We start from the raw sequence: 14,878 nt of genomic DNA, 5'->3' as shown, positions 1-14,878 counted from the left end.
AAAACGCCACATAATTTTTATTATGTGGCGTTTTTTTATTAAATTACATAACAATATACACTTAGAAAATGCGCAAGACTACCTAATAATACAAAAACATGAAAAATTTCATGATGCCCCATATATTTAAACTCTAACCATTTTGGCTTTGTTCCATAAATAAATCCACCAATTGTATAAAAAATGCCCCCAAGTACTAAGAAAATAATGCCTCCTGTACTTAAATTCTCAGCTAACGGTGCAAAGAATAACACAATTAACCAACCCATCGTAATATAAATTGCTGTCGATAACCATCTTGGACAATTAAACCAAAACATTTTAAATACAATGCCACAAATCGCAGTTGCATAGACTAAACAAAATAATAGTAAACCACTTGCTGAATTTAATGTAATTAAGCAAAAGGGTGCATATGTACCTGCAATTAATATAAAAATCATAGAATGATCTAGCTTCCTAAAGAAGTAAATAACACGTTCATTGGCCACAACACTATGATACACAGCTGACGCCGTATAAAGGACCATCATTCCAATACCAAACAAAATAACAGCTGTAATTGCAGCAAATGATGGCATCTTGATAGAAACTTTCACAAGCATAGCTAATAAGGCAATAAATGATAATATTGCTCCACCTAAGTGAGTAAATGCATTAACCGGTTCCCTTACATAAGCATTCATAATAACACCCCTCATATAATTACATGTAGTTTTGATAACTACATGTAATTATATACACATTTCTTTTTAAGGTCAACATTTACAATTCATTTGTTTCGTAATACCATATTTAAAGATATATTAAACATTAAGTTCCACTAAGTTATAAAAGTGAGGGATTCTACGTGGAAAATATAAATGAATTACTTGAGACATTGCATTTAGAAAAAAACATTAAACTTGAGGATATTCCAAATGTTGACTTATATGTAGATCAAGTTGTTCAACTATTTGAGAATACTTATGCAGATACAACGAGAACTGATGATGAAAAAGTATTAACCAAAACCATGATTAATAATTACGCAAAAGGAAAACTATTCATCCCCATCAAAAATAAAAAGTATTCAAAAGAGCATATGATTTTAATTAGCCTAATTTATCAATTAAAGGGAGCTCTCTCCATTAACGACATAAAAAGTTCATTAGAAACTATAAATGACTCCTTATTAAATGATGATTCATTCGAATTAAATACGTTATACAAAAATTATCTTGCTCTTACTGAAAGCAATGTCGAAAGCTTTAAACAAGACGTAAATAACCGTGTTACAGAAGTAAATGAGATTTCTTCCTTAGAAGATACACAGCTAGAAAAATTTCTACTACTAACATCCTTCGTGACTATGAGTAATATGTATAGACGTTTAGCGGAGCAACTAGTGGATGATTTAAAAGAATCATAAATAAAAAACTATCCACCTATTAAAGTGGATAGTTTTTTATTTACTTAATTGCTTCATGAACTTTTAGTTGTTTCCCTTTAATCGTTGTAGTCTTCATGACTTTCAAGACGAGTAGGCCTTTTCCATTTAATATTTCAACATAAGAAACATTATCTTGTATCGTAATAATACCTATATCTTCTGCTGTAACACCTTTAATTTTAGCAATTGTACCGACGAAATCTACCGCCCTAATTTTCTTTTTCTTCCCGCCATTAAAGTACAGCTTCATAATGCCTTTGTTGATGTCTGCATTTTTATCTTTCTTTATAATTGGTTTAGCATGTATCTTTTCTTCAAATGCAGCTTTCTCTTTCATAACTTCTTCTTTTGAAGGTCCAATTGCCTTTGGAATTTCAAATCCAATATACTCCTCAATCTCTTCTAAAAATCTATTTTCATATGGTGTTATAAATGTAATAGCTTTTCCACTATTTCCAGCTCGTCCCGTTCTTCCAGTACGATGTACATAGCTTTCTTTTTCAAGTGGAATATCATAATTAATAACATGTGTAATATTATCAATATCAATTCCTCTCGCAGCTACATCTGTTGCTACTAAATAACGGAATTTTCCTTTTCTAAAATCATCCATGACTTCAAAACGATCTTCTTGTACCATACCACCATGTATTTTGTCACAGGGATAGTTAGCTCGTTTTAATTGTCTATATACATGATCTACATTTTCTTGTGTACGGCAGAAAATAATACAGCTATCAGGATTCTCAATCGTTGTTACATCTTTAAGTAGTGAAAGCTTCTCGTCTTCTATCACCTCAAAAAGAGTATGTTCAATTTTATCCGTCGTAATCCCAGCCGCTTTAATTTCAATATGAGTTGGTGAATTCATATATGTACGAGACAATTTCTCAACATCTTCTGGAAGTGTTGCTGAAAATAACATCGTCATTCTTTTTGTAGGTAATTCATCAATAATTGCCTCTACTTGATCGATAAAGCCCATATTTAGCATCTCATCTGCTTCATCAATAACTAAATACTTCAAACACTCTAAAGAAAGGGTACCCTTCTCAATATGATCCAACACACGACCAGGAGTCCCAACTACAATATGTGTCTTTTGCTTTAATTCTAATTTTTGACGTGCAAATGGAGATTTCCCATAAACTGCCGCAGCCTTAATCCTTTTGAATCGACCTATATTTGTAATATCTTCTTTTACCTGTACCGCAAGCTCTCTCGTTGGTGTTAAAACTAATGCTTGTGGTTTATTCTCTTCCCACTCCACCATTTCACAAAGTGGAATACCAAATGAAGCTGTTTTTCCACTTCCAGTCTGGGACTTCACAACAAGATCCTTCTTTTGTAATGCAACTGGAATAACCTCACCTTGTACTTCTGTTGGATGATCATACCCTAACCCAGTAAGTGCCCTTACAATTTCCTTACTTAATTTATAATCAGAAAAACTTTTTTTACTCATATATTAACCTCATTTTATTCTGTATTATTTTCTTTTTTATCTTTTGTATACGTTACTATCACCCTACTTATTATACTTGAAACCTCACATAAAAGGTGAATCATGCCAGATTCATCTTTTTATATAGAAATAAACCTTTTCATTTCATATATTGTTCAACTACTTGATAACATCTTTTGCTCGTATTGTTAGCATTAACCTTTTTATAGTATCCTACATCCAATCAAAAAAATAAAAAGAATACATACAACCTTGTATAATTATCTTAATTTTTCAACCCTTCCCATAAACGAACAATAAAAACAAAAAAATGTTTTAAATTCGTTTTTAACGTTTTTTTTCAGATGTAAAATCTACTTTTTTAAAAAATGTTAAGAAATCCTTTGACTTCTTAATAAAAATAATGTAAATTATCCTATGGACGAACATTTTTGATTAATAAAAATAAAATATTCGTATTTTAGGGGTGTAAATGATGGAAAACGTATTTGACTATGAAGATATTCAATTAATTCCTGCAAAATGTATTGTAAATAGCCGCTCTGAATGTGATACAACTGTCACTTTAGGAAAACATAAATTTAAATTACCTGTCGTGCCTGCAAATATGCAAACGATTATTGATGAAAGAATTGCAACTTATTTAGCTGAGAACAACTACTTTTATATCATGCATCGTTTCCAACCAGAGAAACGAATCTCATTCATTAGAGATATGCAATCACGTGGATTAATCGCTTCTATCAGCGTTGGTGTAAAAGAGGACGAATATGAATTCGTACAACAATTAGCTGCTGAGCAACTTACACCTGAATATATCACGATTGATATCGCACACGGTCATTCTAATGCTGTGATCAACATGATTCAACATATTAAAAAACATTTACCAGAGAGCTTCGTTATCGCTGGAAACGTTGGAACTCCAGAAGCGGTAAGAGAATTAGAAAATGCTGGTGCCGATGCAACAAAAGTTGGTATTGGACCTGGTAAAGTTTGTATTACTAAAATTAAAACGGGCTTCGGAACTGGTGGTTGGCAGCTAGCTGCACTTCGCTGGTGTGCAAAAGCTGCAAGTAAGCCAATTATCGCTGATGGTGGTATTCGTACACACGGCGACGTAGCTAAATCTATTCGCTTTGGGGCAACTATGGTCATGATCGGTTCTCTATTCGCTGGTCACGAAGAGTCTCCAGGGGAAACAATTGAAAGAGATGGAAAACTTTATAAAGAATACTTCGGTTCTGCTTCTGAATTCCAAAAGGGTGAGAAGAAAAACGTTGAAGGTAAGAAAATGTTCGTTGAGCATAAAGGTTCTTTAGAAGATACGTTAATCGAAATGGAACAAGATCTTCAATCTTCTATCTCTTACGCTGGCGGAACAAAATTAGACGCTATTCGTACTGTAGATTATGTTGTCGTGAAAAACTCGATTTTCAATGGTGACAAAGTATATTAATTCTTAAATTAACTCGAAGGACAAGCATTTTCATGCTTGTCCTTCTTTTTTGTATATGAAAATGTAAAATATTTTAATTTAACTGAATTTTCTAGTATTATGTGTTTAGATAGTCTTAATAAGGGGGAGATACGACTTGAAAAATGTAATAGAAAATCGCCTTAATCGCGCAGAGGTACCCGCTGAACTAACATGGGATTTATCCGATTTGTATAATTCTGATGCCGAATGGCATACTGCATTAAACGCATTGGAAAATGATATACAGAAACTTGATTCATTTAAAGGGCATTTACATACTAGCTCCCACACTTTATTAAATTGCCTACTTTTAGAAGAAGAGCTTTTAATGACGTTAACAAAACTGTACTCATATGCAAATTTAAAAGAAGCTACTGATCGTACAAATCCAAGTATTCAAGCAAACTCTTCCAAAATTTCTGCTTTATGGACGAAAGTACATACTGCACTATCCTTTATTCATAATGAAATCCTCTCATTCGACGAAGGAACAATTGAAAGATGTTTAACTGAAGAAACAAAACTCGAACCTTTCCGTCAATCTTTACTAGAAATACTACAAAAAAGACAGCATACACTCTCTCCTGAAACAGAAGAAGCACTTGCTGCACTTGGCGAAGTTCATAGTTCTCCATACAAAATTTACGGCATGACTAAATTGGCCGATATGGATTTCACTTCTATACAAGACGAACAAGGAAACGAACTTCCTGTTTCATTCTCATTATTTGAAAGCAAATATGAATTTTCTCCAAGCACATATATACGTCGAAAAGCATATTCATCATTTGTTTCCACACTGAAACGATATAAAAATACAATTGCCACAACATATGCTACTGAAGTAAAAAAACAAGTAACACTTTCTCGTTTACGTAAATATGAATCCGTTACTCATATGCTATTAGAACCACAAAAGGTTCCACTTGAAATGTATAACAACCAACTTGATATTATTTATAAAGAACTAGCACCTCATATGCGCCGTTTTGCAGATTTAAAAAAGAGAGTATTAGGACTCGATCAAATGCTTTTCTGTGACTTACATGCACCTTTAGATCCCGAATTTAATCCGGCGATTACTTATGAAGAAGCAGGCACGCTCATTCAAGATTCTTTAAAAGTATTAGGCGATGAATATAGTTCCATAATCCAAAAAGGATTCAAAGAAAGATGGGTAGATCTTGCAGATAACGTAGGCAAATCAACAGGGGCATTTTGCTCAAGTCCATACGGCTCTCATCCCTATATTTTAATTACATGGCAAAATACGATGCGTGGATGCTTTACATTAGCACATGAATTTGGACATGCTGGTCATTTCTATTTAGCAAATAAAAACCAACGTATCATGAACGTACGCCCATCTATGTACTTTGTTGAAGCACCATCAACCATGAATGAATTACTATTAGCTCAGCATTTACTAGCGACTACTGACGATAAGAGAATGCGCAGATGGGTCATTCTACAACTACTTGGCACATATTATCACAACTTTGTTACTCATTTACTTGAGGGTGAATATCAACGTAGAGTATATGCTCTAGCAGAAAAAGGACAGGCCCTTACAGCTACAACTTTAACTGAAATTAAAACAAATGTCCTTTCGACATTCTGGGGAGATTCTGTAGAAATCGATGAAAGTGCGGGCTTAACTTGGATGCGTCAGCCTCATTATTATATGGGTCTATATGCTTATACATATTCCGCAGGCCTCACTGCATCCACTGCAGTAGCTCAAATGATTAAAGAGGAAGGACAACCTGCTATTGATCGCTGGTTAGATGTGCTTCGTGCTGGTGGTACAATGAAACCACTTGAACTAATGAAACATGCCGGAGTAGATATGTCAAAACCAGATGCAATCCGTAAAGCTGTTTCTTACGTTGGTTCATTAATTGATGAATTAGAGCATTCTTATCAAGAATAAAAAAATAAGCCCTCGCTTTAATGAGGGCTTATTTCATATTTACTTCCCAAAACGTTTGCGATATCCACATTTCCTGCAAAGTTCTTCAACCGCAACTCTTTTCGAAAATCCATCGACAATGTTTGTTGCCCTTTCACCTTCAATAATGTTAGAAAATGAATCATTATTAATATTCCCAAGGTTAATAATCCCTTCACCATCTAAACAACAAGGAATAACTGTTCCATTCGCTAAAATACCCGCTTGATTACGAAGTCCATGACAGAATCCTTTCCCATCATCCTCTTCCTCATGTAATGCTGGCCACTGGAATTCATAGTCTTGATTAATAAAGACACGTTCTGCAATTTTTATACCTTTTCCTGGTGTAAGCTTCTCTTCAATTTGATAAGCTAGATCAAATTCATTTTCAATTATAGATAATAACTCTCTATTTTTCTGGATTTCAGCATTTGTTTTATTATCCTGAGTTAAATTCCATAACCTTAACGATACAATTAAATCTGATTGACTTGTCGCTTCCCTAATGAAGGAAAGTATACTCCTTACATAGCCCTCTTTATCTTGCGAACCTGGATGTCCATCAAAACTATGCAGTGAAAAATTCATTTGTCTTAAAGCAGGCTTATTTAACAATCTATGCCTTCTCTTATTAATTAACGTTCCGTTCGTTGTAATATTAACTTTAAACCCTTTTTCATGGCTTAAATCTAACAATTGATCTATTTTTGGATGCAGCAACGGCTCACCCTTCACGTGCAAATAAATGTAGTCTGTGTGTGGTTTAATTTGGTCTAATCTTTTAGCAAAATCCTCCACAGAAATGAATTGCTTCTGTCTTTCCGTCGGCGGACAAAAGCTGCACGCAAGATTACATACACTCGTAATCTCCAAGTAAAATTTCTTAAACTTCTTCACCTTTAACTCCTCACTTCTATGACTACTTGTACTTTTTTCCTCTTCATATTACATCACACTTTTTTAGAAATAGAAACATACTTATTTTAGGAAATCTATATAACCCCTATTAATGTGAAAAAGACCATCGGTAATTTTTGTCCAATGGTCTTTTTATCCTTTTATATACGAAGAATAAATTTATTTATGATACGGCTCACCAGATAAAAATAAGAAAATTGTACATTTAAACATAGTTCGGGCATATTTTGAAACGTATACTGTATGTTAAGGCTATAAATTTATGTTATTTTAAATACTATATGCTCGAGTTTATCGGGTTAATAATTTTATACATTTTGATAGTATTTACAATAAAATGTATTTACTTTTAAAACAGCTTGTAATACTTCTTCTGGATCATCTTTTTCAAGCATCTGTGTAATTGATAAGTAATATTGCTTATCATTCAATTGGTTTGATTTTATGGTCATTCTTAATCCTTTAAGTTCGTCTAACATTAAGTGATACCTTTTAACATCATCAGGATTACTAGGAATATTTTGTGTTATAATACGCTCACAATCTAGAGCAAGATTTATAAATTCATGATTATGTATCATGTCTTCCTCCTAATAATTTTTTTATTGTAACCAACTGTTATCTATCTTATTAATCCAGTATTGTATAGCCCCACCTTCTCTATATTCTTGTACTATACTTGTCCCTTTAAGATATTGGGTTTGAGAAGCTGTCAATCCTTTAAGTATTCTTGTTCCTTTAGGTACCTTGATTTTATACTGTGTATTGAGCGGATTCCCCCAAGCTTCTAATACAGCTAACTCATTTCTAGTTTCTTCAATATTTCTTTCTTTATCTCCCCACCAATAACCGAGACCATATTTAGATTCCAGTTCACCGGACTTGCTTCTTCTGTATAAAATAAGTGGCTTCTCAGTCTCTATAATTTCTATTTTTAATTCCTTAAATGCTAATACATCTGAACTTGTGCCTTTAAAATCAAAATTAGAGAATCCTGAAGAACGTATTACCTCTCTCTTTAAGCCCGCTCGTTCCATTATACTTAGATTTAAATCATCTATTTTATCTAGGGTTTGATTTATTTCTTCAACTGACCAATTATCCCAATTACCATTTCTAATGGCACTGATTTTCCCTCCTAAATTAGTATCATTATTAAAGACATTAGTCATTTTCTCAATGTTACTTAAAGTAATGTTTTTTTCCTTTGCATATGTAACGGAGAAAGGAAAAAATCCCAATAATAAAATCAACGTGATTATAATAGAAATATACTTTTTCATACTTAATTCTGTCCCTTTATATTAATTTGTTTTTTACTATTTTAATTAGAAATAAAATCTAATTTTCTTAAAATAAATTTCCATACCGTTTCTTCTCCTGTAACGACAGAAGCTCTACCAATCATCCCTGTATGTAGTTCTTGTAAATCTTTTGTATCAATTGTCGCTTCTAGCTCATACATATACCCTTTCGTTTCTTTATCAAAAGTAGGATATACTGATACATATGTTACTTTCCCCATTTGTTTATCCATTCTCTGCAGATTAAATGAATATTGTACTTTATCTCCTTTTTTTATGCCTTTTATCTCTTGGGCTGGTAATAAGATTCTTACTTTTTTTTGTTCTTCTTTTGGGATAATTGAAACAATTTCTTGACCAGGATTTAATAAATCCCCTTGTTGCAAGATGGAGGTAAATTGTACAATCCCATCTTTTTGTGCCTTTATGATTGTTGTGTCATTTTGATGATGCAATCCATCTAACTCTTGCTTTTTAATAAATAGTTCTTGTTCTAGAGAGTGAATACGTTGATTCACTGAAATTATAGTCTCTTCTTTATATTGCTTTAAAGCATCCTTCTTTTGTTCTTGCTTTCCTTCTTTAGTAATATCAACTTTTTCTCTTTCATGCTCTAACGTTTCTTTTCGTTGTTGAATACGCTTTTCCACATTATTTTTTTGAGATTCTAAATTTCCTATTTTATCATCCATTACTTGTTTTTGTTCTTCTAATATATTTTCTTTTATTTTTTGTTTTTCAATTATGTCTATTTCTCTTTGGATGTTTTCTTTTTCTGCAATTAGCCCCTGTAAAACTTCATCTTGTTCGTTTGAAGTTTTACTATTTGCTATCGCTTTTATTTCATTTTCTTTTTCATTTTGTATAGATTGATACCTTTGATCATAAGCTTGATATTCTTCTCTTATTTTCTTATCCACATCATTAGGAAAAGACGGTTTATGCGACTCTATACTCCTTTTCAGCTGCTCTAACATCCCTATTTGTTTCTCTAAATGTTGCACAATTTTATCACCCTGATTTTGTTTATCTGTTAATTCCCAATTCTTTAATTGAAGTAAAATATCTCCTTTTTTCACTTCACTACCAGATTTCACATTAACTGTATCCACCACACCTGGAATTTGATTACGAGACACACTTACGTCTGATTTTCCTTGTATCATTGCCGTTCCTTTACTTACGATATCTATCTTACTGATATAAGCCCAAATTAAAAAAGTAAATATACTTATTAAAAGAAAAACAATTACCCCAGCAATAAAACGCGGTGGTTTTCTTTCTAATAATTCCTTACTATCTGTTAACTGATCAAACGAATATATCTTACTCATCCTGAACACCTCGCATTGCATAAGATTGAGATTCTGTATGTTCTACATGAATGGTTTGATTTTTCCACAAACGATAATATTCTTCTTTATTTGATAATAACTCCATATGAGAGCCCCGCTCTATGATATCTCCTTGTCCCATCACGAAAATTTGATTTGCATGTTGAACTGTACTTAAACGATGGGCAATCATGATTACTGTAACTCCTTGTGAACTTAAATCTTTTAGCATATTGGTAATATACTTTTCAGTTGTGGAATCTAAATTACTAGTTGCTTCATCCAACATTAAAATATCTGGTTTTTTTAATAACGCTCGTGCAATTGCTAAACGCTGCCTTTGCCCACCAGATAAATTTGAAGCATTTTCTTCTAAAAGCGTTCCATAACGTAATGGTAATTCACTAATAAAGTCATGTACATAAGCTTGTTTACATACTTGTATAACTTCCTCTAAAGTGACTGGACGTTCTAAACCAAAGCACAAATTCTCATAAATTGTAGCACTAAAAAAGAAGGATTCTTGTGAAACAAATGCAATCCTATCACGTAATGCTGTACGATTTATTTCTTTGATATGATAATCATCATAATATATATCACCTTGTTGGGATTCATAATAATGCATCAATAGTTTTGAAATTGTTGTTTTACCTGATCCACTCTCTCCTACAAATGCTACTTGACTACCTGGTTCAATCGAAAAGCTGATGTTATTTAATACATTCTTACGTGTTCCATAACGGAATGTAACATTGAAACATTGGATCTTACCTGATAATTGTTTAGGACATACTTTATTCTCCTCTTCTCCACTTTTCTCTTGATCTAAATCAAAAATTTCATTTAATCGTTCTCCAGCGACAAGTGCTGATTGCATGGTGGGCTGTATACCAATCAAATTTTCAATTGGATTTAAGAAATATGCTAACAAAGCATTATAAGTAATTAATTCTCCTATCGTCATATTTCCTTTTAATACCTGTACAGCCCCAATCCAAAGAATTAAAGTACCACCAATTAACTCGAGTCCTACTTTAATGGAACCTTGGAGATTAGATAACATCCCTCTTTTAAACACATGCTTTAATAAATTGATAAATCGATTTTCTGTTTGAAAAAACACTTCTTTTTCCGCATTATATGATTTTACTGTCGAAATACCATTTAATGACTCTACTAAGTAGGAATTTAATTTTGCATTACTCTCCATTTCTTTATGATTAATAGATTGGTAAGGCTTATGAAAAGCAAAAATAATACCAATATAAAAGGGTACTAGTAATAAAGTCACACCAAATAATAGTGGACTATGTATATATAATAAAATGGCTCCTAATGTGACCATTAATGTATCTATCATTAAGGTCACCGTTACAGTTGATAAAGCATCTCGAATCTTACTTGCATCCATAAATCGCGAAATAATTTCTCCTACTTTTCTTGTTTCGAAAAAATTCATTGGTAAACCTACAACGTGTCGATAATATCCCAGCATTAATTGAATATCTATTCGTCTACTTAAATATAAAATTAAATGCGTACGAAAATAAGAAAGTATCACTTTGAAAATATATAATATAATAATTCCAATTGATACTATATGAAGTGTCTGTAATAATTGGTTCGTCACAATATCATCGATTAAGAATTTAAAATAAAACGCACCTAATAATCCAAACAAATTAAAGAAAATTGAGGCGAAAAATAAGGGCACTAGTAAATTTGTTTGCTGCTTTAATAACAAGGCAAAACGAGAAAATGTTCCTTGAGATTCTTTACCCTTTTGAAATTTTTCCGTAGGATTCATTAATACAAGAATACCTGTCCACATTGGACAAAATTCCTCAATTAGATACGTAACTAATCCCTTCTCTGGATCAGCAATATAAATCTTATTATCCTTAACCTTATGAATAACTACATAATGTAGTAAGCCACCATTGACTATTACATGAGCAATTGCAGGTAATGGTATTTCTTTTAAATCATCTGGTTTTGTTGCCTTTGCAGCTTTAACTTCAAATCCCAATTTTTCTCCTGCTTCTATTAGCCCCTTTATATTAGTTCCCTCTAAATCTGTGCCAGCAATTTCCCTAATTTTAGAAATAGACATCTTAAATCCATGATAACGAGAAATCATTGCTAGACATGCCGGACCACAATCCTTTAAATCTTGTTGCTTAATATAAGAAAACTTTTTTTTAAACAAAATCACAGCCTCATTTCTTAATATTAAAATATTACACTTAAATATTATATCTAAATATTCCCTTAAAAGGGGGTATATGCAATTTTGCATATTGCTTAATTTTTACTTATTTTCATGATATTGTATATATATCGATTGATATATTAGATTTTATTGAATTTACAATCGTAAAAAATTTATTTTAAAGGAGAATTTTATTATGAAACTTGAAACACTTACAGAAAAAGAACTTTTAGAAATCTCAGCTGGTGGTGGAAACGTTTGTGATTGGGGCGTTTTAGGTGTAGGTACTGCTGCATCTGCAGGCTATGGTGCTGCTTTCGGAACAGCATTCGGACCTGGTGTAGGTACTGCGGTAGGTGCTGCAGTAGGTGCTGGTATTGGTGCTTTAGGCGTAATTTACTGCTAATAGTAAATTAAAATAGATTAAACATATAGAGGGTCCTAATTATTTAGGGCTCTTTTGTTTATTTAGATAATAAACAACAAAATTAATAGTAATTATTTTGTTGTTTTACCCTTCGATACAGATTTCTCCCCTTCTTCCATTCCCCTTGGTATTACTTTCGACTAAATTCACACCAGATATTTGTTTTGTAGAGACCAACAACATGAATCTATGATCATTAAAATATACTGCTAAGCACGCTGAGCTACGCTCTTTCAAATCTTTCTATTTAATAAAATTAGACCTTTTTCAAAAAACATATTTGCTTTTTTTAAATATTATATCTAATTTCTGAAAAAATGGATATAATATGCAATTTTACATATTCCTTAAATTTTACTTATTTTCATGATATTGTATATATATCGATTGATATATTATATTTTATTGAATTTGCAATCGTAAAAAATTTATTTTAAAGGAGAATTTTATTATGAAACTTGAAACACTTACAGAAAAAGAACTTTTAGAAATCTCAGCTGGTGCTAACAATGTTTGTAGTTGGGGCATTTTAGGTGTAGGTACTGCTGCATCTGCAGGCTATGGTGCTGCTTTCGGAACAGCATTCGGACCTGGTGTAGGTACTGCGGTAGGTGCTGCGGTAGGTGCTGGTATTGGTGCTTTAGGCGTAGTTTACTGCTAATAGCAAATTAAAATATTCTTATGCAAATCAATTATTTCATAAAAGCCTCTCCAGTTTGTGGAGAGGCTTTTCTATAGCTAATTGACATGTTAATTTTTATATACCTTAGCCATCTTGATCCTTTACATGGATAGAATAATCATATATACAATGTAAAAATCAATGTGTTTAACTGGTAGATACTCTATAAAACAAAATTAAAAATCAGTACGTTTATAAATTTTTACAGTTAAAAAGTACGAAGCAATGAATAGAAGAATAACAACTATTGAAACAAGTGTAACCATTTGATTAACAGTAAGTTGTGTAGTCGCCTTTTGCATAGCATCAATAATATTTACATATTCCCCTATGCTTTTCCATAAAATAATAAGAACAGGAGACACCGCGCTAACTGCAATTAATAAATATTTATTGGCAAAACGATAGCAAAATGGGAAGTAAATAGATGTCAGCAACATGACAGTCAGAATACTAATTATAATTTCTTGTAGACTTGCTACTTTCCCACCATGAATTGGAGAAATAAATTGAATTATTTCTTGAATTAATAAAGAAAATAGGACTACTGTTAGCGTAAATATTATTACACCTATATATTTTGACATAATAATTGTATTTCTACTATAAGGAAGACTGTTAATAAATTTGTGACTATTATTCTTATCATCGTAATAATGTAAATTCATCATATAAGAACAAGCAATTAAAACAACTGTTAATCCAAAACTCCCAAAGGTTCCAATAAAAAGGCATGCAACCACAAGATAGAGTAACATAATTACTTTTTGTAACCGAAAGTCCTTTAATATTAAATTAAGCATTTTAAACATTCCCCTTTTTTGTATAGTACATTATGTCTTCTAGCGTTGCTGCTTCAATTAATACTTCATCACCTAACTGCGTGCGTACTTGTTTTACGTTATTTGTAAGTGCTTCAAACCCTACATTTGTTTCACGAATCCCAATTAAGTTTTGTTTCATATCTAATGTAAGTAAGTCTGTATCCCCCTTTATAATTGCATATTCTTCAGAAATACTATGTATATCCTTCTCGAACTCAATTTCACCATTATGGATAAATACAATATAATCTGCAATACGATCTAAATCTGTTGTAATATGTGTAGAGAAGAAAATTGTCTTATCTTGATCAACCATTAAGTCATAGAGTATATCTAAAATTTCTCGACGAAATACTGGATCTAATCCAGATGTTGGTTCATCCATAATAATAAATTCTGCATGATGTGAAAGTGCGAACGCTAGAGATGCCTTCATTTTCATACCTTTAGACATCTTTTTTATTTTTACATTAATCGGTAGTTCAAAACGTTTTATATATAATTGAAATTGATTTTCATCCCATTTTGTATATGCAGGTGCAATGAATTTTTTGAGTTCATTAATTGTCATATCTTCATAAAAAATATTGTCATCGTATACAAAACCAATACGTTCTTTGATAGAAATTTGGTTCTTTTGATAATCTTCATCAAAAACTGTAATTTCCCCACTATCTTTACCAATAAGGTCCATAATGAGTTTTATTGTTGTGCTTTTCCCAGCTCCATTTGCACCAATAAACCCTGTAACTAACCCTTTTTTAATGTTAAAAGAAACATTTTTTAAAGAAAACTCTTTATAAGTTTTCGATACATTTTTCAACTCTACAACATTCTCCATTT

The 14,878-nt window shown here is 32.0% G+C and carries 14 protein-coding genes; 5 read left to right on the top strand and 9 right to left on the bottom strand.

The window, feature by feature from the left end:
• Positions 1 to 38: 38 nt before the first annotated feature.
• Positions 39 to 686, bottom strand: coding sequence for a PAQR family membrane homeostasis protein TrhA (locus tag BLT20_RS18030; RefSeq protein ID WP_000995363.1), 648 nt, complete (start codon positions 684 to 686; stop codon positions 39 to 41).
• A gap of 164 nt (positions 687 to 850) precedes the next feature.
• Between BLT20_RS18030 and BLT20_RS18025 the strand changes: the two genes are divergently transcribed.
• A complete protein-coding gene (locus tag BLT20_RS18025; protein WP_000427882.1) occupies positions 851 to 1,411 on the top strand; it encodes a DUF1836 domain-containing protein in 561 nt (186 codons plus the stop codon).
• A 40-nt stretch (positions 1,412 to 1,451) separates the two neighbouring features.
• Here the strand turns inward: BLT20_RS18025 and BLT20_RS18020 are convergent, their stop codons facing one another.
• Positions 1,452 to 2,897, bottom strand: coding sequence for a DEAD/DEAH box helicase (locus tag BLT20_RS18020; RefSeq protein WP_000039348.1), 1,446 nt, complete (start codon positions 2,895 to 2,897; stop codon positions 1,452 to 1,454).
• Positions 2,898 to 3,372: 475 nt separating this feature from the next.
• On the opposite strand from BLT20_RS18020, the gene guaC reads away from it, so the two are divergent.
• Together guaC and pepF are read left to right on the top strand one after the other, a co-directional pair.
• Complete coding sequence (gene guaC / locus BLT20_RS18015) at positions 3,373 to 4,356, top strand: GMP reductase (protein ID WP_000432447.1); 984 nt, start codon at positions 3,373 to 3,375, stop codon at positions 4,354 to 4,356.
• Between the two features lie 136 nt (positions 4,357 to 4,492).
• Positions 4,493 to 6,310 carry an oligoendopeptidase F gene (gene pepF, locus BLT20_RS18010; protein WP_000800005.1) on the top strand — a complete coding sequence of 606 codons (1,818 nt, stop codon included), beginning with the start codon at positions 4,493 to 4,495 and terminating at the stop codon, positions 6,308 to 6,310.
• Between the two features lie 39 nt (positions 6,311 to 6,349).
• Here the strand turns inward: pepF and BLT20_RS18005 are convergent, their stop codons facing one another.
• The 5 genes from BLT20_RS18005 to BLT20_RS17985 form a co-directional block, all read right to left on the bottom strand.
• A complete protein-coding gene (locus tag BLT20_RS18005; protein ID WP_000713630.1) occupies positions 6,350 to 7,228 on the bottom strand; it encodes a radical SAM/SPASM domain-containing protein in 879 nt (292 codons plus the stop codon).
• 329 nt (positions 7,229 to 7,557) lie between these two features.
• Positions 7,558 to 7,830 (bottom strand): hypothetical protein, encoded by a 273-nt coding sequence (locus tag BLT20_RS18000; RefSeq protein WP_000581651.1) that lies wholly within the window; start codon positions 7,828 to 7,830, stop codon positions 7,558 to 7,560.
• 21 nt (positions 7,831 to 7,851) lie between these two features.
• Positions 7,852 to 8,532 (bottom strand): hypothetical protein, encoded by a 681-nt coding sequence (locus tag BLT20_RS17995; RefSeq protein ID WP_000760090.1) that lies wholly within the window; start codon positions 8,530 to 8,532, stop codon positions 7,852 to 7,854.
• A 41-nt stretch (positions 8,533 to 8,573) separates the two neighbouring features.
• Complete coding sequence (locus BLT20_RS17990; protein WP_000036960.1) at positions 8,574 to 9,887, bottom strand: putative HlyD family type I secretion protein; 1,314 nt, start codon at positions 9,885 to 9,887, stop codon at positions 8,574 to 8,576.
• The gene (locus tag BLT20_RS17985; protein WP_000473576.1) at positions 9,880 to 12,099 is read right to left on the bottom strand and encodes a peptidase domain-containing ABC transporter; all 2,220 of its coding nucleotides are present in this window, start codon (positions 12,097 to 12,099) and stop codon (positions 9,880 to 9,882) included. The genes BLT20_RS17990 and BLT20_RS17985 overlap by 8 nt, the downstream gene beginning before the upstream one ends.
• A gap of 199 nt (positions 12,100 to 12,298) precedes the next feature.
• Here BLT20_RS17985 and BLT20_RS17980 point away from each other — a divergent pair, with 199 nt between their 5' ends.
• Positions 12,299 to 12,508, top strand: a complete 210-nt coding sequence (locus tag BLT20_RS17980) for a hypothetical protein (protein ID WP_000764647.1) — start codon at positions 12,299 to 12,301, stop codon at positions 12,506 to 12,508.
• Between the two features lie 472 nt (positions 12,509 to 12,980).
• Positions 12,981 to 13,190 carry a hypothetical protein gene (locus BLT20_RS17975; protein ID WP_000764646.1) on the top strand — a complete coding sequence of 70 codons (210 nt, stop codon included), beginning with the start codon at positions 12,981 to 12,983 and terminating at the stop codon, positions 13,188 to 13,190.
• A gap of 197 nt (positions 13,191 to 13,387) precedes the next feature.
• Here BLT20_RS17975 and BLT20_RS17970 read toward each other — a convergent pair whose 3' ends face one another.
• The gene (locus BLT20_RS17970) at positions 13,388 to 14,014 is read right to left on the bottom strand and encodes an ABC-2 transporter permease (RefSeq protein WP_000933351.1); all 627 of its coding nucleotides are present in this window, start codon (positions 14,012 to 14,014) and stop codon (positions 13,388 to 13,390) included.
• 1 nt (position 14,015) lies between these two features.
• Positions 14,016 to 14,876 carry an ABC transporter ATP-binding protein gene (locus BLT20_RS17965; RefSeq protein WP_000432710.1) on the bottom strand — a complete coding sequence of 287 codons (861 nt, stop codon included), beginning with the start codon at positions 14,874 to 14,876 and terminating at the stop codon, positions 14,016 to 14,018.
• Positions 14,877 to 14,878 lie beyond the last annotated feature (2 nt).

The organism is Bacillus sp. cl96 (assembly GCF_900100505.1).
GTDB classification, from domain to species: Bacteria; Bacillota; Bacilli; order Bacillales; family Bacillaceae_G; genus Bacillus_A; species Bacillus_A cereus.
This window is presented reverse-complemented; position numbering and strand designations above follow the sequence as displayed.